Raw genomic sequence first — 25,769 nt, 5'->3', positions numbered from 1 at the left:
TGGATACGCTGCTGAAATTACTCTCCGTACAGAGGTCAGGGTGGGGAGAGGGACGAACGTGGCGGCGCTCGACAATGTGAAGCTGAAGGACGTACTCGCCGATGTGGCGTCGGGCTCCTTACAGTTGCCCGACTTCCAGCGGAACTGGAAGTGGGACGACGACCGGATCCGCGCCATTATCGCGACAGTGACGTTGGACTATCCGCTCGGCGTGGTGATGACGCTGCAGACCGGCGGATCCACCCGCTTCCGCTCCCGGACGCTCACCGGAGCGTGCCCGGACGGCGATCCGGCCGCGGACCTCCTCCTGCTGGACGGGCAGCAACGCCTCACCTCCCTTTTCCAGGCCTTGTGGTTGGACGCCCCGGTGAAGACCGCAGACGCCCGTGGCAATCCCATCGAGCAGTGGTACTACGTCGACATCGCGAAGGCGGTCGGCCCATCCGCGGATCGCGACGAGGCCATCCTGTCCGTCCCGGCGGACAAGGTGCTCCGCACCGACTTCAACCGCACGGTGGTGCTGGATCTGAGCGCCACGGAGGGCGAGTGCGCGGCCGGTCTCTTCCCTCTACACCTCGTCTTCGACGCCCAGCGCGTGAACCAGTGGAAGAAGACGTACATCAAGGCGGACGAGGACCGGAACTGGGACCTGTGGGGGCAGTTCGACGAGTCGGTCCTTCAGCAGGTCCGTGCCTTCCAGGTCCCTATGATCCGGCTGGCCTCCTCCACCTCCATGGACGCCGTCTGCGCGGTGTTTGAGCGGGTCAACACGGGCGGCGTGCCCCTGAACGTCTTCGAACTGCTCACCGCGACCTACGCGGGGGACCGCGAGTACGTGGACCAAACCGGGGACTACTACCAGCTCCCCGAAGTGTGGCGAGAGATCAAGCAGGGGCTGGCGGCGAAGTACCCGGTCTTCGGCCGACTGGACGGCGGTGTCGAAAACGGACTCAGCAGCATCGACTTCCTGCAGGCCATCGCCCTGGTACGCACCTGGGAGCGGAAGCAGGCGGGCGCCAGGGCCACGGTGTCGTGCAAGCGCAGGGACCTGCTGGACCTGCCGCTGGCCGACTTCGCCCGGCTGGCACCGAAAGTCGCGGACGCCTTCGCCTGGATGGGCGACTTCCTGGAGCGACAGTGCATCGTCCGCCCGAGCGATCTCCCGTACAAGACTCAGCTCGTCCCGCTCGCGGCCGTCCGCGCCATCCTCGACACTGCACTGGACGGCCTGGGAGCGGAGGAGAAGACCGAGCAGTGGTTCTGGTGCGGGGTCCTCGGCGAGATGTACGGCGGCTCCACCGAGACCCGCTTCACCCGTGACGTCGAGCAGCTCATCCCCTGGATCGCGCGGAACGACCGGGCGCCCGACACCGTCACGGACGCCTTCTTCTTCGCCGACCGCCTCGACAGCCTCACCACCCGCAACAGCGCTGCCTACAAGGGCATCTACGCCCTGCTCATCAAGCAAGGAGCGGTGGACTGGCACCACACGAACAGCCCGCTCAGCCCGGGCAGGCTGGACGAATACAGCGTGGACGTCCGGCAGATCTTCCCCAAGACCTGGTTCCGGCGCGGCAGCAGTGAGGGCCTGCCCACGAACTCCATCGTGAACAAGACCCCGCTGTCCTACCGCGCGGCGATGGACATGACCGGGGCACCGTCGTCCTACCTGTCCACCATGGTCGCGGCCTCCGACATGCGCCCCGAGTGGTTCGACGACGTACTCGCCACCCACCTCATCGATCCGGAAGCGCTCCGCGACAACGACTACGTGCGGTTCTACAACGACCGTTCCAAGCAGTTGCAGGATCTCGTGCACTCCGCCATGGGCAAGAGAACCATGCTCCGTGACCTCGCGGAGGGCGACGCCCGATGACGACCACACCGAGCGGGCCGGACCTCGCCATGCTCAAGGGCAGGACCGTCCCCGTGCAGGAGATTCTCGATCTGTTCCAGGTCAGGGTCCGCGACCATCGGACGGTGCACCGCATCTCGCAGGCGCTCACGGACGCCGGGCTGACGACTCTGCCGGACTTCGCCGTCTGCGGTCAGCGCAGCAACGTCGACGTGGTAGCGCTCACGTCCGTCCCCGCGCAGGCCGCCCCTACCGACGCGGAGGAGGACGAGACAGAAGAGGCCCTGCCCTCGGCCGCCCTTCCGCAGCGTCTGCTGCTCGGGGACATCCCGTCGGCGCGGCGCGGCCTGGTGTGCGTCGGCCCCGGTACACCCCTGCCGCAGACCACGTTCCTGATGCGTACCGAGGGCGTCGCACAGGTCCCGGTGACCACCGGCATGGCGCAGATCCACGGGGTGGTCACCTGGGGGTCCGTCGCCAAGATGTACGAGGCGGGCAAGCAGCCGACGCTGGACAACGCGATGGAGAAGGACTCCTTCCCGGTCACCGACACCCGCCAGGAGTTCTTCTCCGCCCTGCCGCTCATCCGCGAACACGGGTATCTCCTGGTCCGAGGCGACGACGGCTGTCTCTCGGGCATGGTCACCGCCGCGGACGTCACGGACCGCTTCGAAGGCGCGGCGCGGCCCTTCTTCATCGTCGGAGAGATCGAGTCCCTGCTGCGCCGCTGCCTGGGCGCGGCGCTGGACGAGGAGACCATCAAGGCCGTCCAGACGAACAAGAAGGCCGAGCAGCGCACCGGCCAGATCTCCGACCTCATGTTCGGCGACTATCTGAAGCTCCTCGACGGCGACCAGACGAAGACATCGCTGGCCGAACGCGCCGACGTCAACTGGGAAGCCCTGAAGTGGCCCAGCATGCCCAGGGAACAGTTCATCGGCCGTCTGAAGCGAGTGAAGGACATCCGCAACCGGATCGCCCATTTCGACGAGAAGCCACTTCCGCGGGAACTGCTCGACGAGCTGACGACGTTCGCGAAGCTGCTGCGGGCGTTCGTGGCCTGAGGCGGCGAGTGGGGCACCAGGGAACGCCGTCAGCCCGCTAAGCCGCTCACAGGGCGAACTGCTCGCGCAGCAGCGCCACATGAAGCCGTAGCGTGCGCCCGTCGGGCAAGGTCTCAAGTACCTGTACGCCGTCGTAGTTGAGAAGTTGCCTCAGGACCGCGGCGAAGCCGTCACCTCGAGTGGTGGGCATGCCCGCGCGCTGGGCGAGCGCGGTCACGGGCAGAGTGCCGCCCGCGTCGAGCAGGGCGGCGAGGGCCTTGTGGACCTGCTCCTGCTGAGGCTTGCGCGCCAGACCGTCGAGTTGCCCCTGATACGTCTCCGAGTCGAGCAGCGCCGTCACGAGCGCCTCGGTCCGGGAGACGACGACCGGCGTGAGCAGGGCGTCATCGCCGTCTCCCCCGGCGGTCAGCGTCACGTCGAAGAGCGCGTCGGGCAGCGTCCCGGGTTCGGGCTGCTTTTTACGAGATTTCGCCGTTCCCTTCTTCGGAGCCGCGACTGCCGGTTGCGCCGGACGCTCGTCCGATGCCGACCTCCCCGCCTCCTCCGGAGCCCACCAGGGCGGCCGCTGGTCACCCAACTCTCGCCATCCCTTGGGCGGTTCCGCCCCGAACGGCAGGAAGGCCAGCACCGGGATGGTGAACTCGGCCAGGGAGGCCCCGCCGTGATAGCCGGCCTTGAGGGCGGTGTAGCGGGAGTCCGCGTCCCAGAGCGCGACGATGGACGCGCCTGTCTCGGGCCAGACCACACGCGGCCCGGAGAGGGCGATCTCCCGTTCTGCCAAGGGGTCGCCAGGCACGCGGTGCCTCGCGGACGCGGGCTCGGTGACCGCGTCGGCCTTCGTTCCGTGCCGGTCGACCACGTGACCGTGGTCGCTGGTGATGACGACCGCCATGCCCTGGGTTGCCGCCACCCTGAGCAGCTCGCGCAGGCCGGGTACGTCGTCGACCCGCCAGGCTCCGTCGCCGAGTTTCTGTTCCTTGGCAAGGCGGTCGTCGATGGCGTTGAGGACTACGGCGACATGGGTCCTGCCGTCGCCGAGCGCTTCAGTGAGGGCCGGGCCGAAGATGTCGCCCGCGGTCTCGGTGCGCAGGTCGTCCTTGTGGAAGACGGCGGCCGGTGCCCCGCTCCACAGCTTCAGCGCGGGGAAGAGCCTCTCCTCATCGGCCTGGGCGCCCTTCATCAGGGTTCCCGCGAAGAGCGATGTCCGGGACACGGAGGTCACGGTGGGGAGGGCTGCGGCCATCGCCCGCCGACGCGGGGCCTCCTGGGCCAGCGGGTCGAACTCCGCCCAGGAGCGGCGTAGTTCCTCGCCGAGTTCGTTCGCTATGGCCGCGCTCATGCCGTCGAGCACGAGCAACAGCACCCGCCGCTCCTCCCCGCGCCGGACGACGGGCCCGACCACCCGGTCGAGGAAGGACTCGACGGTGAGCATGCGGCCGGGCTGGGTGCCGTCCTGTGTCCAGCCGGCCAGCGAGCGCGCGAAGGACGCGTCGATCTGCCGCCGTCGGTCCCTGACGCGCGCGCCAAGGGTGTCGTAGGCGGCCTTGAGGACGGAGTCCGGGTCGCCGCCGGCCTCGATGTGCTCCAGGGCAAGGTCGGCCCAGCCGGTCTCGGCGATGTGCCGCTGTATGCAGTCGCCGACGGAGGGCGCGTCAGTGGACGGGTCGGTGGCCAGCCAGCGGCCGAGGCGCTGCCCCATGCGGGCGCGTTCGACGCGGGCGGAATCCTCCGGATCGGTGGCGAGTCTGTGGTCGGCAAGCCGTTGGACGACCGCCGCGACCGCCGCCGTGTCGCCCGCCGCGAGGGCCTGGCCGACGGCCGTGAACCGGGCTTCCAGTCCGCCGCGCAGGACGGGGCTCGCCGCGACGGCCGCCGCCGCACCGAACTGACGGGCCAGCGCTGCGGCCCGGTCGAGCACAATGCCGGTGGTGCGGCGCGCCTCGCGGGCCTGGTCGGCGCCGCCGCCGCGGTGTCCGGCCGCCAGCAGCGCGCTTACGTACTCCTCGGCGGACCGGCCGAAGGCGCTTATCAGGGCGTCGAGTTGTTCGCCGACGGCCGGGGGCTGGTCGCCGAAGTAGCGTTCGGCACGGCCCCGGGCCTGGTACGTCTCGGGAGCGGGCTCGGCGTGCCGCCACAGGGCCGCGCATACGAGGCCGAAGGCGGCGGCGTCCGCGCCGCGTTCGGCGTCGACGAGAGCGAGCAGAGCGTGGCCAGCGAGACCGGCCTGGTCCTCCTCGCTGAGGAAAGTGGTCAGCCCGGCGTGCTCGGGACCACGCAGGCCCAGCAGCCGCTCGGGGGCTCCGGGCCGGGTCGACCAGTGCAGCAGGGTCTGCGCGTCGAGCCGGTCTTCGCCGAGGCCCCGCGTGCCGCCCTCGGTGTCGTAGCGGCCGAGGCGCAGTCGGCGCCGGGCGAGCGCGGTGAGAGCGTACTGCCGGGACAGCCAGCCGCCGGGCACGGGCGGCCAGCCGCCGGGCGGGGTGGCGTCGAGCAGGGCTTCGGCGGCCCAGTTGGCGTCCTTCAGACGCGGGTCGATCTGCCGGGCGCCGAACGCCTCCCGTACGACGTCCCAGCTGTCGACCATGTCGATGCGCTGCTTGTGGACGCGTGCGGTGATCGCCGGGTCGAGTTCGTTCTGTTCGCGGTCGGTGAGGACGACCAGGACGGCGGGGCCCGGGCGCCGGCCCGTCAGGTGGTCGAGGACGAGTTCGTGGACGGCGAGCGGTGAGGGCGCCACCGCGATGCCGGCCGTCCGGCCCTCGCCCCAGGCGGGTTCGGCGGGCCCGTCCCACTGGGGCGCGGACCGCAGCAGCACGACCCTGCGCCTGCCCCCGCCGTCTCCGGTCAGAGAGGCGGCGAGGGAGGACTGCGAGGACAGGTACTGGGTGACGGTCGCGGTGTTCAGCCGGACGGCGCCTGGGGCGGCGGCGACGGTGTCCGTCATTCGACGACCTTCCAGGTGATCTCAATGGTCGCGTCCGGGTGGCGGGCGGCCAGTTCGGACAGTTCAACCTCGAGGTCGGCAGCGGCGCGGGCCACCGTCGTACGGCGGCCACCGGTCGTTCGGGCGGAGCCGCTGCCCGAGGAGGCCGGTGCGGGCTCTCCCGGCGGGGCGTAGGGGATGCGCGGGTCGCTGGTCGAGGTGTTCAGGGACAGGTCGTCGGCCGTGGGCTCCGGCGCGACGGGAGGGGGTGTTGGGGTGGCGGTGGCCTGGCTGCGCTTCAGCAGGGCCACGACCTCGCGCTGCGTGCGGGCGAGCGCGTCACGCAGGTTGGCGGTGCGCTGATCGTCGCGGGCGATGTTGCGCAGCGATTCGAGCAGGGCCGCGCCCTCGGGGCCGAGTCCGGCGGCGAGTTCGAGGGTGCTCCAGGGCGCGGAGGCGACGGCCTCCGCGACGCTGCGGGCCTGCTTGATGGAGGTGCCGTACCGGTCGGCGCTGGTCTCGCCCAGGTCGAAGGAGGCGAGAACCTCCACGGTCTTCTTCGCACCGGACGCACCCCTGCCGGCCTCCGCCGTGAGCGCGTCGAGGAGTTGCAGGGAACGGCGGGCGAGGGCGAGCCGTCCGGTGTCGGCGGTCTGGTCGAGTCCGAGGAAGGAGGTGTGGGCCTCCAACTGGTGCACCAGGTCCGCCGCGTGGTCCCGGAGGGGGCGGGCGGCCTCAATGATCTGGCGGGCGAACTGGTTGACCATCCGGCCGCGCCGCAGGGCGGGAGCCTTCTCGCCGAAGATCGTCTCGAAGCGCTGCCGTGCCGTGTCCCAGTCCGTCTCAGCGGGCAGCGGCTGGCTGCGCAGCGCGTCATGGTCCTTGATCGCGGACAGTTCGGGCGCGGGGTCGAGTACGCTGCCGCCGCGCACCCACACCCGGTCGTCCATCTCGGCGAAGGCGGCGACGACGAGCCGTGCGAGGAAGTCGGGCAGGCCGCGCGGATCGGGCTTGTCCGTCCAGTCGGTGAGGGTGATCAGGGACAGGTCCCCGGTGACGCCCTGGGCGCTGGCGAGTTGGCGGAAGTGGTCGGCCCAGTAGCGGGACAGCTCGAAGTACGCCTCCTTCTGCTGCCCGAGACGCAGGGGTCCCGCGATCCGCTGCATGAGTTTGCGGTCGGTGGCCGGAACCTCCACCCGCCCGTCACGCGCCTCGGCTGCGGCCCGTACATGGCTGAACACCTTGCGGGTGTCGGGGGACTTGACGGCGGTGCCGGTGGCGTCGGGGTCGAGGTCGGGGTGCGCCGGGTACTGGTGGGCGAGCAGCTTGCCCGCGACGTGCCGGATGCCGTCGTGCAGGCTCTGCCCGAAGGACAGGGTGAGGTCGTCCACGTCGGGCAGCGGGACGAGGTGGTCGTCGAAGTCGGGAATGACGTCGGCGGCCTGCTTCTGGGCAAGCCCGTACGCCTGCTTGAAGGCGCCCTTGACCTGCTTGAGCAGAGCCTCGCGCTGGGTTTCGAGGAGGCCCTTGGCGCGGCTGCGGTTGTCGGCGTTGAGGTGGCCCGCGTACTGGGTGTCGAAGCGGTGCTCGTCGGCGAGGGCCTTGTCGATGACGACGAGGCGCCGGAAGTCGGCGAAGCGCTGCGCGGACAGATGGGCAGGCAGCCAGGCGATGACGAGGGACCGCTCGCCCTGCTGGCGCTCGCGCAGCCGCCGGATGCGGTTGACGTCCTCGACCGGACCCCATTCGCCCTCGTCGAAGGGAAGGTCGATCGCGATACGCCAGCGCCCGTCCTCCTGCGGCACCAGGTCGTGATCGGGCAGCTCGTCCTCGTCGGCGACGTTGCCGAACACGATCTCGGCGGTGCGGGACGTACCGCGCCACACGAAGCCGAGCTGATCGCTCAACTGCCCGTGCTCGACGCCCAGTTCCCCGGACAGCAGACGCCGGGCGAGGGCGACCCGGTTGCCGGGGTTGTCGTTGACCTGGGCGTTGGCGATGACGGAGTCGACGTCGACACCGGACAGCTCAAGCCGTACGCCGGGGTTGACGTCGGTGCCGGTCTCCTTGATCTCGGGGAACCTGGCCGCCCACTCGGCGACCTTGTTCTTGATGATGCCGACCTCGGCGCCCGGGATGGGCGCGAGGACCGACCCATGGTTGAGGGCGCCGAGCCGTCGGATGGTCAGCTCGGCCAGGGCGGGCACGCTGGGCGCGAGCGCCGACAGCAGCAGAGTGCACACGAGCCGGTTGTCGCCGACGAACAGGCGGCAGCGGTTGAGGTGCTGCGGGTCGGTGATGGTCTCGGGCCGCTTGACGTACTGCTCGACGTCGTCCTCGGTGATGTCGTACGAGCTGAGGAGGTAGGGCCGGAGCTTGGTCTTGTAGAGCTTGTCGGCGGCCTCGAAGACGACCTTCAGGCTGTCGGTGAACGGCTTGTCGCCGCCTTTCGCGATCACCGGGTAGAGGTCGCCGACGGGGATGAGCTGCCCGAGGCGGATCTCGTTGCGATGGTCGGCGAGGAGTTCGCCCATCAGCTTCAGACCGGTACGGGAGCGCTGCAAGGCGGACGAGATGTGAACCAGGGTGTCCATGAACGCCGGCGAGAACGGGTACGTCAGCCGGAACGACTCCGCGTCCGCGCCGGTCGTGCCCTTCTCCGAGCCGAGGAGGGTGTCCCATACCTGGGTGCCGACCCGCCTGGTCTGCTCGAAGGCCGCGTCGACGAGCTGTTCGGCCTCGGCGTCCTTCGCCTTGAGGATGCGCGCGTGCGCGATCTGCGGGAGGTTGCGGTCCTCCAGGGTGATCTTGTCGAACCGGCCGGAAGCCAGGTTCAGGGTGTCCTGGATGGAGGCTTCCGCCGCGCCGGACACCTCTTCGCCGACGAGTTCACGCAGGTCGCGCTGGCGGGCGATGAACGACACGACGGGGATGGCGCGTCGGGCGTCACCGCCCTCCACGAAGTTCGTGATCTTGCTGGCTTCGCGGGCCACGAACTTCTGCTCGTGGATCAGGGTCGCGAGCCAGAGGATCAACTCGTCCAGGAACAGGATCAGTCCGTCGTAGCCGAGCGACTTGGCGTGCTCGGCTACGACGGAGAGACCGGCGTCCAGGGAGATGAAGCCGTGCTCGTTCTCGGCGGCGTTCTGGGCGAAGCCGGGGAAGAGGTTGGTACCGGCGTCGTTGACCAGCTTCGCGCGCAGCTCCGCCGGGGTGGAGGGATTACGGAGGTCGAGCGGGGTGCCCCCCTCGTGGTCCTCCTCGGCGGCGAGGGCAGTGTCGAGGAGCTGTGGGGTCCAGGCGAAGCCCTCACCCCACTCGTCCGTTTCACCCTCACCCGCGTCGCCGCCGCCCAGGCCCCGGATGACCGCCTCGTCACCGTAGGTGGAACGGTTGGCCCGGATGTCGGCGAAGAGGGAGTCGGTCCGGTACACCTGCGGGGTCGGGGCGTCCGGGTGCAGCTTCTTGACGTGCGTGACGTACTCGCCGAGCACCCGCTGCTCAAGGGCCTTCGCGCCGAGCATGTGGTAGGGCACGAGCAGGAACTTCTTGCCGTCCGTGGTCAGCCACTCGTGCTTGGTCAGCACCGGGTCGAACTCGGTACGGGCACGGCCGACCGGGTCGCCGCTGAGCAGCGCGTACAGCACAGCCATGAAGTGCGACTTACCGGAACCGAATGAACCGTGCAGGTAGGCCGCCTTGGAGCGGTGCCCGTCGAGCGAGGACTTGATGAGCGCCAGCGCCTCGTCGAAGTTCTCCAGCAGCCGCTCGGTGACGACATAGTCCTTCAGCGCGTGCTGGGCGCCCTCGGGGGTCGTCGCCTCGGCGAGGGACAGCACGAAGTCCGAGGTGGAGACTTTCTCTTTGATGTCGATGACATCGCGGAGGAGGGGCGGCTGCTGGGCCATTACCGGTCACGCTCTCCATCTGGTGGCCTCCGCCACCGCTTGTGCTTGATCGTGCGGGACACCTGCCACTTGTACCAGATTTTGGTACCGATGTGGTACCGTTTTTCCGTACCATGAGGAAGGTGAGAGGTGTTGTAAATGACGATAAGCGCCAGCGAGGCCCGCAAGGACCTCTTCCCACTCATCAAGCGCATCAACGACGACCACACCCCCGTGCGCATCAGCTCCAAGGGGGGCGACGCGGTGCTGATGTCCGCCGAGGACTACGACTCCTGGCAGGAGACCGTCTACCTGCTGCGCTCTCCCGCCAACGCGCGAAGCCTCATGGAAGCCGTCGCACGGGACAGGGCCGGCGAGGCCGAGGTCACCAAGACCATGGAAGAGCTGGAAGAACTGGCGGGTGACGGGTGAGGAGCGTCCACTTCGACCCGGCCGGATGGGAGGACTTCCTGTTCTGGCTCGGCTCGGACCGCGCGAGGGCCCGCAGGATCACACGGCTGATCGCGGAGATCCAGCGCACCCCCTTCACCGGAATCGGCAAGCCGGAACCCCTGAAGGGCGACCTGTCCGGCTACTGGTCGCGCCGGATCGACGACGAACACCGGCTCGTCTACCGGGTGGACGAGAAGGAAGTCAAGATCCTCAAGGCCCGCTACCACTACTGAGGCCATCGCTCGCCCCGGTTCCGATACCCCGCCGCGTCATTCGCCGGGCGGTCTGGTTCATCTGGCGCAAGGTCGGTACGGCTGATTGAGTAACCCCACTTTTTACGCGCCGACTTGGGGGGAATCCAAGGCATGGCAACAGATGCCGACGACAGACCGGATCAGGAACCAGCCGTACGTGGACAGCAGGTCCTCGACCTCCTGAACAAGGCCATCGACGCCCAGAGCCAACTGGTACGCAAAAACATCGCCCGAGCCCGCCAGCGGAACCCGGAGGCGACACCGGCACAGGTGATCCGCAATCTGGAGCGGATGTACGTCAGCGCCTTGACGGGGACGGGTGCTGCGGTGGGAGCGACTGCGGCCGCGCCCGGCGTCGGCACGGGAGTCGCACTGGCACTGTCGGCAGGCGAGACGCTTTCGTCTCTTGAGCTGAGCGCCCTCTTCGCGCTTTCGGTCGCCGAAGTCCACGGCGTCCCCATCGACGAGGTCGAACGCCGCCGGACGATCGTGATGGGCATCATGCTCGGCGGGAGCGGCTCCGCCACCATTGGCAAGGTCGCCGAGCGCACGGGTCAACACTGGGGGCGCCAGGTTGTCGCCAAAGTGCCGGTCGAGACGTTGCGCCAGATCAACAAGATCTTGGGCAGGAACTTCATCACGAAGTACGGCACCAAGCAGGGAATCATCGTTCTCGGCCGAGTGGCCCCGTTCGGTATCGGCGCTGTGATCGGTGGGGGCGCCAACGCGGCCATGGCCTCTCTGTCCGTGAGGGCCGGCCGTCGCGCGTTCGGCCCGCCGCCTACGTCGTGGCAAGAGCTGACGCACGGCACGCCGCCAACGCCCGAGGACTCGTAGGGCTGCCCCCGGTAGGCCTGAGGGCTTCGGGGGCTTCACGGGCCCGTGCCGCGTCAGTGCCCCGCTCCGAGGTTGGTACGGGACGCTGCCGCGTGACGGGCCGCCCCATAGATCACGCTACGAGTGAAGCCAGCCTGCCGCCTGGCCCCCTCACAGGGCGGCCCCGTCCGTCCCACCCATCGAGGACCTTGCCCCCGTCAGAGCGCCGCGAACTCGACGAACGCGGTCCAGGCCGTGGGTTTTACGGCGAGCGCGGCGCGGGTTGTGTCCTTCGAGTCGCGCACGTGAATCCTGGTATGGCAGATGGCGACCTCTACGCATTCACCGCCGTCACCTGCGCTGTAACTGCTCTTGAACCAGGCCCGTCCGTCCAGGCCGAGCCTGACCTCTTCCCCGCTCATCTCTCTCCCAACAGCTCCTCGATCAACAAACGTGATTCTGCCGGAGTGCTGGCTTGTGCGCGCAGGGACCCGCAGGTACGTTCGAGCTCTCGAACCTTCTGACGCTCCGTGTGGACCCGGCTATCGCCTTGTACCTCCGCGTAGGCGATCCTGTGCCCATCCTTCAATTCCATCAAGGTGAACGGGCCAGCCAATCCAGCGTGTTGCTGACGTGAGAGCGGCATCACCTGAACCTCCACGTTCCGCTTCTCCTCAATGAGCAGGAGTTGCTCCAACTGTCCCCGCCATACCGACTCACCACCGAGCGGGCGCAGAAGTACGGCCTCCTCGATCACAAAGCTCAGGTGTGGAGCGGGTCGCCGGTCGAGGATCTCCTGTCGAGCCAGTCGGGCAGCCAACCGCTGCTCGATGACCTCTTCATCCAGCTGCGGACTCCATATGGCGAACACCGTCCGCGCGTAGCCCTCGGTCTGCAGGAGGCCCGGCACAGCCTGGGTAGCGTACACGTGCAGTACAACCGCCTCGGCCTCGAATCTGGCCGCATCCCGAAAGAACGCCGGATACTGAGCTCGCGCCACCTCTTCCTTGCTCGTGCTCAACACCCCACCCGCGTCCAGCACTTCATCTGCTCGATCGACGAACTTCGGCGACGGAATGCGTCTCCCCTGCTCGAACGACGCGATCGTCGAGGCCGAGTACCCGGTCAGCGACCCGAGCCTCGCGCGGTCCATCCCCGCCCGTTCCCGAAACAACTTCAGCTGTCGCCCGAACACGCACAGCATGCCCGCGCCAACCTCGCACTCCGGCTGCTGAACCTCGTCGTCCACGCCGCAGCTCCTCCCATACGACCATCACGGTCAGCGGACTCCGCCCGGCCAACGCATGGCCCGAGAACCGGTCACGCCCGACACCACGTACAAGCGCACCGCCCACGCGTACAGGCCGCACCCGTCAGCGCATCACTCCTGTTCAACGCTACGCAGAGTGCACAACTGTTGGCCGCATGAAGTCAGCAACTCCCCCGAACGGGCATATGCCGCAACGCCCCGTCCCCGAACGCGAGTTCACCATGCGCTTCACCTCAACCCCGCGCGGCGCCCGCCTCGCCCGCCGCCTCGTCTCACACCGACTGAACGACTGGGGCCACCCCTATACGACCCCGATCAACGAGACCCTCACCCGCATCACGGCAGAACTGACCGCCAACGCCGTGTAGCACGGCCACATCAGGCCGGGACTTTCGCTTGAAACTCACCCTAGCCGAGAACATCTTCCGCATCGAGGTGACCGACACCCGCGCCGATAAACAGCCCCCACCCACTGCCCCGGCCCCCGACTCCGCACGAGAGTCCGGCCGCGGTCTCCTCCTCGTCACCGCCCTCGCGGACGACTGGGGCGTCACTCCTCGCCCGACCGCCCCCGGCAAAACCGTATGGGTTGAGCTGCGCGTACCGACGGGAGGCCACCGGCACACGCAGCCGCTGACCCCTCTTTCGGCAGACTCGACATCGGCGTACGGGCACACCACCGCGCCGTTTCCGGCTACTTCTTCACTGCTGCGCGACGGCCTCGGGTTGCGGCCTGGGGCTTCCAGTTACGGAGATCGTCGTCCGTGAGTCCATGCTCGCCCTGCTTCTGCTGACGGTAACCGGCGAAGAAGTCCGCCAGGGAGCCGCTGTAGAGCATGTCGAACTCGTTATGCCACTGGGACAGCCACGGCTGGAGTTCCAGCAGACCGGCGAGGAACGGCGTGATCTCCTCGGCGGTCAGTGCGGCGTTGGTGAAGTACGTGGCGAGAGCCTGCGCCTGCTCCCGGTGATCCCAGCCGGCCCAGCCGAACAGCTCGGGGGTGGCGGCGTTGGTCTGCCCGTACGAGATGAACCGCTCCTTGGGTACGTCGAGCTTGCCGCGCGCCTTCCAGAAGGAGGGGCGGAGGAAGTCGGCTGAGGTGTACTTCGGCGGCACGGGGATGGAATCCCGGATCTTCCGCTTGGCGGGCTCGTCAGGCGCGGCGTCCTCCTTGCGCTGGAGGTCCCAGACCTCTTCCCAATCGGCGCGCTTCTTCATGCCGGATGGCTTGTAGCGCAGAGCGGAGAGGAACGGCACGTGCTCGTCGGTGATCAGCTCGGAAACGACCTTCGCGAGCTCCTTGCGGGGCGCGTAGAGCTTGGCGACGGAGACGAAGTCCTCGTCACGGGAAAGCGCATCCGTGAGACGCGCAAGTGTGAGGATGACGGGCTGCCCGTTCTCATCGAACCAGTGGTCCCGGCTCTCCATCCGGTCGAGCAGCCAGGAGCGCAGGGCCTTCTCCTGGAGCACGTCCCAACCCTCGGTGGCCCAGCGGCGTTTGTACTCGGGGCGCTCAACCATTCCGACGGCACGGTTCGACTCGATGGCGTCGATGCGCTTCCGCACGATCTCCCGGTAAAGGGTGGGCCAGTGGTCCGGGATCTCCGTGATGGGGATGGAGTTGTGCCGCTTGAACCACTCGTCGCTGGCCTCGCCAGCGGCGACCCGGCGGGCCAGGACGATCTCGAAGGCACGCTCGCCGAGGGCGAGTTCCGGGATGTTGGGATCGTCGGGGTCTTTGGAGACACGAAGGTCTTCGGAGTGGAGGTTGTAGAGGGAGTAGACCTGCCAGTCCAGTTCCTCCTGGAGGGCAATCATCCGGGCAAGGAAAGATTCCCAGCTGGACTTGGCCGGACGGAGAACGTTAGCAGTGGGAGTTGCCCTACTCGCCACACTTGCAGGACCAGTTGAGGCAATCCTCTGAGCAAGGCTATCAATAGCGAAGGATAGCGAAGTTGGATACGCGACAGGAATGGGAAATTCCAGCAGAGGCGTGCTGTTGAACTGATAGAAGTCATCAAAGGGATGAGTGCTCTGCCGTGCCCCCTTCGAATCGACCGTACTTCCCATATTGTGACTAACTTGCTTCATCCAGAATCCTGCTGCCGAGCTGTTCAACAGGCCGAGCAAATTGAGATGCTCCTCCTCGCTCGCCCCCTCCCGCAACTTGATCACCGGAGCGGACCTGCCGAACACCTTCCCACCTCGGTCCAACACGAAATGATTATGCGTCGCAACAAATGCGAAAGGGATAGCCCACTGGTGCGCCCCTTGGTCCTTGGGAAGCTGATGCCACTCCCACCATGACCGGCCGTCAGTGAAGTACGTACCGCCTGAGAACGTGGCACGGCTTCCCAGATCGGTGCGATACGGCCATAGCCAACTGGCCAGGTTGGGAAATGCTTCTGGGCGAACCAGCTCGCGTCTGCTGTCGTACGGGTGGAAGGCGTCATCCCCGTCCGCAAATTGGAAGTCTCGCACTTCGTCGCCCACGACAAGGGGTTTGACGTACTCAGACTCGGCATCAACCCTTCTAAATGTGCGGGGAACGGCACTCATGGCGTCGTCTGATCCCATAATCCCGTAGAACCCAATTCGGTGCAGGTCATGCTTCAGAACCGCCTGCTGGGCCCTGTTGATCTGCTCAAGCATCTCTTGGCCGCCATCGATGAGGACCCACGGCTGCTTCGCGAAGTACTTCTCGCGGTCAAGATCATCCACAGACACCCATTGGCTCACCGAACCGGGCTTGTCGATCTGCTCCACAATCGCCCGCCAGACAAGCCCATCTTGGCCATTGTCCGGCACTGACGGCTCTCCCTGCACACTGCGAACGGTCCGGATGGCCAGCGATCGGCCGTGACCACCCCGCCGTCTGCCCACCAGAATGACCGTCGGTGTACCGTGCCCGGGGATGTAGGCACCCGAGGTATCGACGACCTCCGTCAACTCCACCGCATGCCCGAAGTACCCCTCGATAAGCTTCGCCCCGAACTCCCGCTTCATAAACGAGCTGGCAGTGATCTGCCCGACCGCCCCGTAGCCCTGCCCATCAGCGTCTCCACGCTTGGCCAGTTCAAAGAATCGCTGAGCGAATGGCACCGACAGCGCATACTTACCCGCGCACGCCGGATACAGCTCCCGGTAAAGAGCATTGAGCATCTTGTCCTTGACCGTGATGTACGGCGGGTTCCCCGCCACCACGTGATACCGCCCCGGCTGCAGAATTTCGGGGTACTCGTGCACGTCTTCCGTGGCGTACTTGAACTCCGCCAACTCGTCCACGAAATCCTGGTCCACTCCACCGAACAGGTTGCCCTGCTGGGAGCGGCGGGACTTGATCAGTGAGTCTCCCACCGCCAGATGCACCGGCCAGTCGTACTTCGCCGCCTCGACCAGTGTCCGGACACCACCAACCGCCATCGCCGCAACCAACAACCGGAAACGAGCAATCGCCACGGCGAACGGGTTGACATCCACACCGTGTACCGACTTGAGTGCGGCCGACACCCGCTCGTGCACGTCTTTACCTGGCTGGCCCTCACCCCACAGCCGCACCAGCCGCCGAAAGGCCCCCAACACAAAGTGGCCCGACCCGCACGTAGGGTCGATCATCTTCAGTTCCTCGTACCCGAACTCCCGCACCGCCGGATTCATCGTCCGGTCAAGGATGAACTCCTCCACGAACTCCGGCGTCTGGAGCAGGGCATACGTCTTCCGCGCGGTCTCACTCAACCACTGATATAGGTCTCCCAGGAATCGCGTGTCCCACCCCTCCGTGCCGTCCTCATTCAGCGGATCGGTGAAGTCGTGGACGAGGAAACCATCCTCATCCCTCCCCCGCCAGAACTCAACCAGATCGCGCGCACCGTCATGCGAAAGCGGAACCTGGTAGAGGGGGTTGTGCCGCTTGTCGAAAAGCAGCCGTCCCGCCTGCCCCTGTCCCAGTTCCTCGAACGCTTTCTCCAGCCAGCCGCGGTACGTCGGGTCCTCGTCCGACTCCACATATGCGTCGTACCGGGACTCCGCCAACTCCCGCCGGTCGTCCTTCGGCCCCGTGAGGTACGGCTCCAGGGTCAGCCAGTTGTCCTCGCAGAACCGCACGAACACAGTCCCCAGCACCCATGCCGCCGCGACCTGCGTGACCCGCTCGTCCAACCAGGAAGTCCACGTCGCCCCCGTACGCCGGAGGTTCCGGGCCCGGTCGTACTCGGCCCTGAGGCGCGCGCGGACCTCGTCCAGCGCCTTCACCTGTCGCCCAAGGTCAGTCTCGACCGCCTTGACCTGCTGCTTAAGGTCGTTCAACAGAGCCTTGCGGTCGATCACTTCGCGTCTCCCTCGCCACCACTGGCACTAGCCACAACGCCAACGTCACCGGCCCCCCGATGGGCGTTCCCCACCCACGTGTCCGGAAGCTGAATCCACTCCCCCAGGCCGGCCTGGTACGGCACAGCCACCTGCCCGAGCCGGGGCTCGCGCGAGGGGTCGCTCTGCGGGACCAGGAGCCACAGCCCCCGCCCGCCCTGCCGGGCCACAGACGCCAGCCGGTCCAGGACACCCATCGCGTCGTACCGCGCGAACACCCCGGCCTCCGTCAGCAGAACAGGCCCGGCCCCGCCACCAGAGCCACCACCCAGCAGCTCCGCGATCCGGGGCTCCACCACGCCCCACGCGGTCCGCGTGAACTCCGCGAACCGCACCGCACCCTTCGAACCCGCCTCGGCAGCGTCCGCCTTGAGCAGGGTCTCCCAGGTGGGCTTGGTCCCCGGCGTGACCTGCGCGTGCAAAGCCTCCAGGAACAGTTCCGTCACCGACACCGCACCCGTGCCCAGCCGCCCGGCACCCAGTTCCCGCACCGCGTCCCGTACCAACTGCTGCCGTACGGTCAGCACCCGGTACCCGTCCCGGCAGGCCGACGCGAGCAGTCGTTCCTCCGCGCGTACCGCGCCCGCGAGTTGCGGGTCGTCGGCGTACCGCGTCACCGCGCCCGTACGCGTCGACTGCCGCCACGCACCCGTCGTCAGGTAGCTCGACGCGTCGTCCACCCGCGTCGGCAAGTAGCGGAGCACGCCTTCCCGCTCGTGCATGTTGAGCGACAGCTCGAAACCCGCGTCGCGCAACGCCTTGGTGAGCGGGCCGCCCGTCGGCAGTTCGTGGTGCGTGCCGCCACGTCCGTCAGGAACGACCATCTCCGGGAAGCGAGCGCGGACCCTCTCGTGCACGGCCTCACCAGTCAGGCCCGGCTGCTGTCCCTCCGGCATACCCGGGATCCAGCGAACGAGCCCGGCCTGCGTGAGTCGCAGCGCCCGGACGAGCGACAGGTCCCGCGAGTAGATCTCCAGGCGCGGAGTGGCTGCGGCGTTCACGGACGCCGCAGCCGCCAGCTCCACCATGCGCCGCTCGTCCCAGTCGACCGCGCCCGGCGGCACCGTCAGCGCGCCCAGCTCGGCCAGCACCGTCGCCGCTGTCGGAAGAGTGTCCAGCTTGGCGAGCCGGTCCGCCGTCTTGCCCAGCCGTGTCGCGTACTCCAACAGGCCTGGCGCGGTCGGGGTGTCCGGGCCGTCGTTCTCCCGTACGTCGAGGGCGAGCAGACCGGCGCCCAGGGACTCGTCCGTCGCCTTGCGGTTCGGCTGGTGCAGGAACTCGGCTTCCTGCGGGAGGAGTTGCTCTACCTCGACCACTGCCCGCACTGCCGCCAGCGCCATCGCCCGCCGCTGTTCGCGCCCCGCGAGATGCGTACCGCGCCGGACCGCCAAGGCATCGGCGATCTCCACCGCCGACGCGACCCGGCCCATGCTCACCAGCAGGTCGACGATCTCCTCGCGCAGTGCCTGGACGGCGGGCTCCGCCTTCCAGCGCTTGCGCTCCTCCTTGAGCATCTGCGGGATACGGCCGTGGCTCAGCGCCAGCGCGTCCGCGACGTCCTTCTGCTTCGGCCAGACCCCGATGTCGGGCAGCACCCCGTGCTCGTCGGGCAGGCGCAGCAACAGCCGTACCATCTCCGCCTTGTTGCGGTTGGAGCCGTTGTTGTTGACGGCGGGCACGAAGACGGTCGCGAGAGTGTCGAGGCTGACGGAGCGCAGCGTGCGTGGGGGCAACGCGCCCGCCGAAGTGCTCGTGGCGAGTTCGTTGACGAGGGCAGACTCGGCGGCGGTGAGCTGCTCCAGCTCCTCCTTGGCCTCCGCGCGGCCCTTTGGCGTGAGCGGCGAGACGGGAATCTCGCGCAGCCGCTCGCCCCATTCGCGCTGTCGCTGCTGAACCTCGTTGCGGGTCTTGGCGCCGAGGCCGGGGGCGTTGACGAGCTTGCGGCGGCTGTAGTCCAGCAGTTCGCCGACCGTCGCGAGGCCGAGGCCGTAGAGGAAGGACTGCGCGGCGGGCGTGAGGCCGGAGACGGTCAGCGGGGTGTCGCGGGTGACCTCGGCGGCGACGCGGTCGCGCTGCTGCTCGGCGGTCTCCGGCTCGGCGTCCGCGATCGCCACCGTGACGGCACCCTTGGCGGGTGCCCTCTCCTCCGCGACTGCGACGGCCGGGTGGCGGGACCGGTGGCTGGACGGAACAGTCTGCGAGGCGTCGAGGAAGACCTTGCGCCAGGCGTCCCGCATGGGCTTCAGCTCGGGGAACCGCCGACCTGCGTCGCGGTGCAGGGCCTTCTGGAAGAAGGCGACGAGACCGTCCCGTACGGCCGGGTCGAAGGCCTCGGCCGCGATCGTCGGATACGGCCACTCATGCGCGTCGGTCATACGCGGCAGGACACTGCCGTCGCCCCACTTGGGCAGCTCGGCGGAAGCCATCTGATGCAGAGTGACGGCAACGGCGTACCGCTCGGCGTGCGAGTCGTACGAACCGCGGGTGATGACGTCGACGAAGGGGTCGAGGTAGCCGTCGGTGCCCGCGTTGGTGCTCTTCGCCGGGTAGCCGGCGAGGGAGAAGTCGATGAGGACGAGCTCGCGGGTGCGGTTGGGGCGGATCCGGATGGCGATGTTGTCGGGCTTGATGTCGCGGTGCCAGACACCCTCGCCCTCCAGGAAGTCGACGGCCCCGAAGAGATAGTCGCCGTACGCCTCCAACTGGTCCACCTGGAGGCGGCCGTTGTCGCGGAGCTGGCGGGAGACGGTCTCCTCACGGCGGCGCGGACGTCCGCCGCCCTCGGTGCCCTGTCCGTTGTCGTCACGCTCGTCACCGACGTACTCCAGGGCCAGGACGGTACGGCCGCCGATGTGCAGCGGCTCGGGTTCGACAAGGCGGATGATGCCGGAGTGGGGGCGCAGGCGCCGCATGGCCTCGGCCTCGCGGGCGACGATCTCGCTGCGGCTGTCGGAGAGGGCGACCTTCAGCACGGCCAGCGGGCGAGTCTTACGGGCTTCGGCCTGGAGGTCGCGGACGAGGAACGCGCGGCTGGTGGAGCCGGTGCCGAGACGGCGGCGGATCTCCCACCGGCCGGCGAACAGGTCACCGGCAACAGCCTCCAACGGATCCTTGTCGGCGGCAGTCCTGTCGTCCTCGTCGCCCGACCCCTCCGTGGCGGCGGCCGCCGGGGACGGGGCGGTGAGGGAGTCCTCGACGACCTCGAGCAGCTCAAGGAACTCGTCCACGCTGGACAGGCGTTGACCCGGGCGGTAGGCGGTGGCAGCCTGCACCAGCTCGTCCACGTCCTCCGACAAACCGTCCACGAGCGAGCTGGGGCGCAGTCCCTCCTCTGCCTCAAGGCGGGCCAGCAGCTCGGCCTGGCTGGCGGCCGGGGCCTTACCGGTGACCAGCAGGTACGTCAGGACGCCGAGTCCGTACACGTCGAGGTGGACCGGGTCGGGCTTGAGGGCGGTGAGTTCGGGGGCGAGGTAGGCATCGGCGTCGTCGGCCAGGTGCATCGCGGACAGGGCGGTCGGCGCGAAGCGGGTCATGCCCTGGCTCTGTGAGGAGTCGCTGCTGCGCTGGGTGGCGATCTGCCAGTCGGAGATCTGAAGGTGCGGGGTGAGCCAGGCGGTCTCCTCCCCCACGGCCCGGCCCTTCCTGCCGCGCGGCCGGGGGATCACGAGCACGGAGCGGGCGGCGAGCGCCCGGTGGTGGATGCGGCTGGAGTGCGCGGAGCGCATGGTCTCGGCGAGCTGGCGGACCAGCGCCATCCGCCCGAGGATGTCGAGCTTCTCGCCGTACTGGACCAGGTACTCGTCCAGCTTGAGGGTGTCCGGGTGGTAGTCGAAGATCAGCGCGGGGCCGGCCGCGTGCCCGGAAGGGAAGTACTGCTTGAGTTCGACCACGCCCGGGTGCTTGAAGCGGCCGAGCACCGCGGCTTCGCGCCGGGCGGCGTTCTCGACGGACTGGCGCAGGGAGGCGTCGGAGCCGCGCTCGCTGAGATAGATGCGGACCCGGGCGGCCTCGGGGAGGTCGCTGTGGCGGGCGAGGTAGTCCGCCCAGGTGGGCCCGGAGTCGAAGGATTTCCGCTCCAGCTCGTACGGGCCGACCTTGTACTGCGCGTCGCTCTTGCGGATGCCGATGTTCTTGAGGGCCGCCTCGATCTCGCGCGAGCCGGTCACGGTGATACGGCGCCGCTCGTCGCGCGGAGGCTGCTCCAGCATCTCGACCAGCTGGTGGACGGTGTACACGCCGTTCTGGTCGTGCGCGGGCAGGCGCACGCGGAGGCTGTTGTCCGTGAAGCAGACCGCCTCCGCAACCCAGACCCGCTTGCCTCCGGGCAGCGCGAGCAGGCCGGCCAGTTCCTTGGCCTTGCGGTTGACCAGATGCAGTGGATTTCCGTGCGTACGGCGGCGGCCACCGGGAGTGGTCTGTACCCAGGTGCCGTTCTCGGATGCGACCGAGCCGTGCCAGTCCTTCAGCTCGATCATGCAGGCGCCGCCGGGGGCGACGACCAGCAGGTCGACCTCACGGACGTGACCGGTGTTCGCGGTGAAGGTGAAGTTCGACCAGGCACGCCAAGGGCCAGAGTCCGGCAGCCTCTCCCTGATCGCCTCCAGGCCACGGCGTTCGTGCTCGAACTCGGACTCGGTGACCGTGACCCACCGGCCTTCCCGCATGCCTGTTCCCCGCTTCTTACGTCCCTTGAAGGCCACCGTTCCCCCCAGTGGCACCCTCCTCAGCATCCTAGTGTCTGCATGCAACACGAGAAGAGCTGGTGAAGGACGGACCTTCAGGAGATTTACCTCGAACCTCTATCTCCGAGCGCGCCGTGCCTTGCAGTCGGCAGAGCAGGCCCGCATACGCCGGCTGGTCGGTGACCGGGCAGCAGCCGGAGCACGGTTGAATCGAGCAGACCAGTGATTGTCATACCGTCCTACTAAGCTCCCGGCGCATGGGACTTGGGGATATAACGCGCGCAGGTGTACTGGCTGCGGTCCAGGAGTGTCGGGGCATGGGCCGCGAAACGTTTCGCCGTCAGTACAAATTCGGCCGAGCGATGACGTACGAGCTGGACTTCGACGGCGACCGTTATGACTCGAAGGCCATCGCGGGCGTCGCGCACCTGTACTCGGCCGGCACCCTACTGTCGTCCGATGACTTCAGCGGGGGCGCCAACACGGTGGCACGTCGTCTGCGCGCCCTCGGCTTCACTGTGCAAGAGGGAGTCGCCGTCACGGACAGCGAGCAGGAGACCGGCCCGCAGATTGTTCTCCAGCCTCGCGGCGGCGCTGGGCTTCGTGGACCGCAGAACTTCGCCAAGTCGGTACGGCGGGGCATACTCCTCGCCGACATCAGACAGGTACTGGGCGAGCATGCGGAGGCCCTGGCCGACTTGTACCCGGACGGGGTGGCACGGCTGTGGGGCGCCACCCCCACCGCCGAGGCCAACAACGAAAAAGTGCGAGCGCTGCGAGATCGCCGCGTCGGCGACGACATTTACTTCTACACGGAAAATCACTTCATCGCTCGCGCCCGCATCCTCCATCTGTTCGACAGCCCGCTCGTAGCGAAGGAGGTCTGGGGAACCAAGCAGGACGGTGCCACGTGGGAACACATCGTGGCGCTGGGAGAAGTCGAAGAGTTCCCCACCCGTGTGCTGGCCGCGCCCATTTTGCAGCGCATAAACGTTCCTGCACCTCTGCGCAGCCTCACCCTGCGATCAGCCGAGGACTACGGCCGCGTTACCGAACTTCTTCCGAACAGGCGGCAAGCGGGTCCCCCTCGCACCCCGACAGCACCGACAGCACCGACAGCACCGACCCAGCTGAAGCCGAGGGATCTGCTGACACAGCTGAGATCTCTCCACACTCATCGCCGCTCAGAGAACGGTGCTCCTAGCAGGCACCAACCCCTGTCCCTGTTGTGGGCGATTTCCCGCATCGCGGCAGGGAAGCCGCGTCTCGTTCCGTGGTCTGTTTTCCACTCGGAGGTCGGACCTCTGCTGGAGAAGTTCGGACTCCCTGGTTCGAGGGTCACTCCCGAATATCCCTTCTGGCACTTGCGGAACAGTGGTCTGTGGGAGGTGCACGGCATACCGAGCGCCGCTGGCCCAATGCCTCAGTTGGGCCTGTTCAACGATGCCCAGCCCGTCGCTGGACTCACGCATGCGAGCGCCGACCTCCTGAAGAACCCGCTTACGCGCCTGGAAGCCGTAATCAGCCTGTGCAGCATCTACTTGGCCGACGTCGATCAGCGTGAGTTGCTGAACCGGGTGGGCTTCGCCGGGTATGCGACGGCCGACGGCCTGCTCGATGGAGACGAGGACGATCAGGACCGGGAAGTCACCGAAAGGGAGCGGGCAACCGGTCCGGCTGCGCGCCATGATGTCACCTCATCACGGCCAATCCGCAACTCTTCAATCGTCAATGCGGTGAAGGCAATGCACGGCCACGCCTGCCAGGTGTGCCGAACGCGCCTCCAGTACAAGCGCAGGCCCTATAGCGAGGCTGCCCACATTCGAGGGATCGGCTCCCCGCATGACGGCCCGGACGAAATACAGAACCTGCTTTGTCTGTGCCCCAATCACCACGTCCTCTTCGATGGACTCGAGATATACATCGACGATGACGGCTCCGTAAGGCGAACACACTCGGGTGATTCCCTGGGACGCCTTCATCTGCACGCCGGCCATCAGATAGACGAGGCGTACCTGCAGTACCACCGGACTCTATGTGAACTGAGCAAGCTGACGAGTAGGTAGCGACTCGGAAGACACGGTGTCGGCCTGTCCGTCAAGCCGACACTGTTTCTCGCACCACTCCACCTGCCAGTTCCCGCAGCTTCTCGCGGGTCTCCGCATCCGTCGAGTACACGATCGTGCCCACCATGCCCCGGGTCAGCAGCACCTTGTAGGTGTTGCGGATAAGGCGGTCCACGTCCGTGTCGGAAGTGGACCGCTTGAAGACCGGATCCTTCGACGCCGTGCGGTTCGTGATCCAGCGGTCTCCGCGCCACAGCAGATCGGGGCCGACGATCACGCCGGACCAGTCGTACTCGAAGCCCTGGGCGGTGTAGACGCAGCCGACCTGCCCGAAGCCCGTCGGGTCAGTCGCCCACAGGGCGGCCGGGGGCGCGCCCGAGACGGAGCGGTCGCCCCGCAGATTCCAGGGGCGGGCCCAGTCGCCGACCGTGACGTCGGGCGGAAGCGGGGCGCCGGGCTTGGGCTCCGGGGACCAGCGCCAGCAGTAGCCCGCGGACATACGGGCGCCGTAGCCCTGGGTCCGACGAGCCTCCAGGAAGGCTTCCATCTCCTGCGGACTGTCGGCGACCAGCAACTGCATACGGCCATCGGGCTCCCAGGTGACCGGGCCGCCCGCCTCCAGACCGAGGAGACGGACCACCCAGCGGAGGTAGGCATCGCTGCCACCGCAACGGAACTGGCTGTCCAGGGCCACGACTTGGCAGGGGATGTCCCGCTTCGCCGCTGCCGCCTCGATCTCGGCCACGGTGCCCATCTCGCCAGGGCGGACAACTTGGTGCTCGTCAAGGAAGAAGACCGGCACGTATGCGACGTCGATGAGTTCGTCGATCTGTGCCCTGCCGGTACGGTTCGCGGCGCGCGTGAAGCGGTTGGCCGACGTCTCCCGGATGCGGTGAGCCTCGTCGCAGATCAGGGCACCCAGGCTGTTCTTCTCGGCCGACATGAAGCTGTTGAAGTATTTGAACAGGTCCTGGACTTCCCGCTTGCGGGCCCCGGCGACCTTCCTCATCGTCGTGGTGAACGACTGCGAGCCGGTTGCGTGCAGAGCAGGTACCCCGCGGCGGTAGAACTCACCCAGCAGTTGAAGAGCGATCACACTCTTGCCGGTGCCGGGGCCGCCCGTGACGATGACCACTTCCTTGCGGTCTGCGTGCCTCGCCTTCTCCACCGCATTGAGCACCATGCGATAGGCGACTTGCTGCTCGTCGAGAAGGACGAAGTGCGTGCGTTCTCGGACCTCTTCAGCGGCCACGGACATGAGCTGCTTCGACGGCACCGTGGCCCCTGAAAGGAGTTCGTCCGCGGCTCGAGCCCCTGGGCGCTTGTCGCTCAGCCTCGTACGCAGATGGTCGAGGAGGGCGCCGCGGCTGTCCGCGGTGAAGAGCAGCCCGTAGCCGTCACGCTCGATCTCCCGCAGCCCTGCCACGCCGGACTCGTTCGCGTTGTGCAGATAGGCCAATCCGGCCACCCGGTGCGCATGTTCGGCCACCGCCCCGTTGAAATTGACGAGGTACTCGCTGTAGCGGTGAACCTGCTCGATCGGGTTGAGAACCGGATGGGCGTAGGCAGGGACATGGCACAGAGTGGGGTCGTCCTCGTGCGGAGTCGCCTGGCTCCACTGCTTCAGCTCCACCACGACGTAGGACGGTTCTCCCGTGACCGGATGCACTCCGGCGAGGACGACGTCGGCGCGCTTGCTGTTCAGCGGTAGCGAGTACTCCAGCATGAGCTCCACGTCGCCCAGACCGGCGTCGTTGAGTGCGGCGACCAGGACGGGGATGCTGCGCTCCCAGGAACGCGCTTCCGAATCCCCGGGCTGATAGCCGTGCAAGTGGACGAACTGGTCTGTGAGACGCAGGAACAGCGAACCGTCGAGTGCCATGACGGCGACCGTTTTCGCGGACGCGCGGAACAGCAAGGACTTCCCCCCAGGCAGCACGAAGAGACTCGTGCGGGTGGGGGCATGTCCTTCGAAAACTCCACCGGAGTGGAGCGGAAGCCCGTCGGGCCGCGTTGACGACGTTTCCGAGGGTACCTGGCCGTACTGACAGCCGTGCCAGCGACCGGAGTAGCGGCAGCTGACGCCCTGTCCGGTCGCCCCTACCGACGCCCTGGTAGATGGATACGGGCGAACCA

The 25,769-nt window shown here is 67.7% G+C and carries 15 protein-coding genes; 8 read left to right on the top strand and 7 right to left on the bottom strand.

Annotated features, from left to right (window positions below):
• Positions 1-58: 58 nt before the first annotated feature.
• Together ACIREE_RS24360 and ACIREE_RS24355 are read left to right on the top strand one after the other, a co-directional pair.
• On the top strand, positions 59-1,876 hold the full coding sequence (locus tag ACIREE_RS24360; protein WP_404155799.1) for a DUF262 domain-containing protein: 1,818 nt from the start codon (positions 59-61) through the stop codon (positions 1,874-1,876).
• Positions 1,873-2,919, top strand: coding sequence for a CBS domain-containing protein (locus tag ACIREE_RS24355; protein ID WP_404155796.1), 1,047 nt, complete (start codon positions 1,873-1,875; stop codon positions 2,917-2,919). Before ACIREE_RS24360 ends, ACIREE_RS24355 begins: the two co-directional genes overlap by 4 nt.
• 46 nt (positions 2,920-2,965) lie before the next feature.
• Here the strand turns inward: ACIREE_RS24355 and pglZ are convergent, their stop codons facing one another.
• Entirely contained in the window at positions 2,966-5,860 is a 2,895-nt protein-coding gene (pglZ, locus tag ACIREE_RS24350; protein ID WP_404155793.1) for a BREX-2 system phosphatase PglZ, read from the bottom strand.
• The gene (locus ACIREE_RS24345) at positions 5,857-9,747 is read right to left on the bottom strand and encodes a phage resistance protein (RefSeq protein ID WP_404155790.1); all 3,891 of its coding nucleotides are present in this window, start codon (positions 9,745-9,747) and stop codon (positions 5,857-5,859) included. The genes pglZ and ACIREE_RS24345 overlap by 4 nt, the downstream gene beginning before the upstream one ends.
• 138 nt (positions 9,748-9,885) lie before the next feature.
• On the opposite strand from ACIREE_RS24345, the gene ACIREE_RS24340 reads away from it, so the two are divergent.
• From ACIREE_RS24340 to ACIREE_RS24330, 3 genes are all read left to right on the top strand, one after another.
• Positions 9,886-10,158, top strand: coding sequence for a type II toxin-antitoxin system Phd/YefM family antitoxin (locus ACIREE_RS24340; RefSeq protein ID WP_404155787.1), 273 nt, complete (start codon positions 9,886-9,888; stop codon positions 10,156-10,158).
• Positions 10,155-10,412, top strand: coding sequence for a Txe/YoeB family addiction module toxin (locus tag ACIREE_RS24335; RefSeq protein ID WP_363208427.1), 258 nt, complete (start codon positions 10,155-10,157; stop codon positions 10,410-10,412). Before ACIREE_RS24340 ends, ACIREE_RS24335 begins: the two co-directional genes overlap by 4 nt.
• Positions 10,413-10,544: 132 nt before the next feature.
• Positions 10,545-11,270: a hypothetical protein gene (locus ACIREE_RS24330; RefSeq protein ID WP_404155784.1), complete on the top strand. Its 726-nt coding sequence runs from the start codon at positions 10,545-10,547 to the stop codon at positions 11,268-11,270.
• 197 nt (positions 11,271-11,467) lie between these two features.
• On the opposite strand, the gene ACIREE_RS24325 is transcribed toward ACIREE_RS24330, so the two are convergent.
• Both ACIREE_RS24325 and ACIREE_RS24320 read right to left on the bottom strand, forming a co-directional pair.
• Positions 11,468-11,671 carry a DUF397 domain-containing protein gene (locus ACIREE_RS24325; protein WP_404155781.1) on the bottom strand — a complete coding sequence of 68 codons (204 nt, stop codon included), beginning with the start codon at positions 11,669-11,671 and terminating at the stop codon, positions 11,468-11,470.
• A complete protein-coding gene (locus ACIREE_RS24320; protein ID WP_404155778.1) occupies positions 11,668-12,498 on the bottom strand; it encodes a helix-turn-helix domain-containing protein in 831 nt (276 codons plus the stop codon). Before ACIREE_RS24320 ends, ACIREE_RS24325 begins: the two co-directional genes overlap by 4 nt.
• 176 nt (positions 12,499-12,674) lie before the next feature.
• Here ACIREE_RS24320 and ACIREE_RS24315 point away from each other — a divergent pair, with 176 nt between their 5' ends.
• Both ACIREE_RS24315 and ACIREE_RS24310 read left to right on the top strand, forming a co-directional pair.
• Positions 12,675-12,887, top strand: coding sequence for a hypothetical protein (locus ACIREE_RS24315; RefSeq protein WP_404155776.1), 213 nt, complete (start codon positions 12,675-12,677; stop codon positions 12,885-12,887).
• Between the two features lie 67 nt (positions 12,888-12,954).
• Complete coding sequence (locus ACIREE_RS24310; protein WP_404156077.1) at positions 12,955-13,287, top strand: ATP-binding protein; 333 nt, start codon at positions 12,955-12,957, stop codon at positions 13,285-13,287.
• Here ACIREE_RS24310 and pglX read toward each other — a convergent pair.
• Positions 13,214-16,846, bottom strand: a complete 3,633-nt coding sequence (gene pglX, locus ACIREE_RS24305; protein ID WP_404155772.1) for a BREX-2 system adenine-specific DNA-methyltransferase PglX — start codon at positions 16,844-16,846, stop codon at positions 13,214-13,216. The genes ACIREE_RS24310 and pglX overlap by 74 nt on opposite strands.
• A complete protein-coding gene (gene pglW, locus ACIREE_RS24300; RefSeq protein WP_404155769.1) occupies positions 16,843-21,549 on the bottom strand; it encodes a BREX system serine/threonine kinase PglW in 4,707 nt (1,568 codons plus the stop codon). The genes pglX and pglW overlap by 4 nt, the downstream gene beginning before the upstream one ends.
• Before the next feature lie 335 nt (positions 21,550-21,884).
• On the opposite strand from pglW, the gene ACIREE_RS24295 reads away from it, so the two are divergent.
• Positions 21,885-23,633 carry an HNH endonuclease gene (locus tag ACIREE_RS24295; RefSeq protein ID WP_404155767.1) on the top strand — a complete coding sequence of 583 codons (1,749 nt, stop codon included), beginning with the start codon at positions 21,885-21,887 and terminating at the stop codon, positions 23,631-23,633.
• A 31-nt stretch (positions 23,634-23,664) separates the two neighbouring features.
• Here ACIREE_RS24295 and ACIREE_RS24290 read toward each other — a convergent pair whose 3' ends face one another.
• Positions 23,665-25,551, bottom strand: coding sequence for a DNA/RNA helicase domain-containing protein (locus tag ACIREE_RS24290; protein WP_404155765.1), 1,887 nt, complete (start codon positions 25,549-25,551; stop codon positions 23,665-23,667).
• Positions 25,552-25,769 lie beyond the last annotated feature (218 nt).

The sequence above is a fragment of the Streptomyces sp. NPDC102467 genome, assembly GCF_044765445.1.
In the GTDB taxonomy this organism is placed as follows: Bacteria; Actinomycetota; Actinomycetes; order Streptomycetales; family Streptomycetaceae; genus Streptomyces.
Note: the sequence above shows the minus strand (reverse complement) of the source record. Positions and strands in the feature narration are given on the sequence as shown.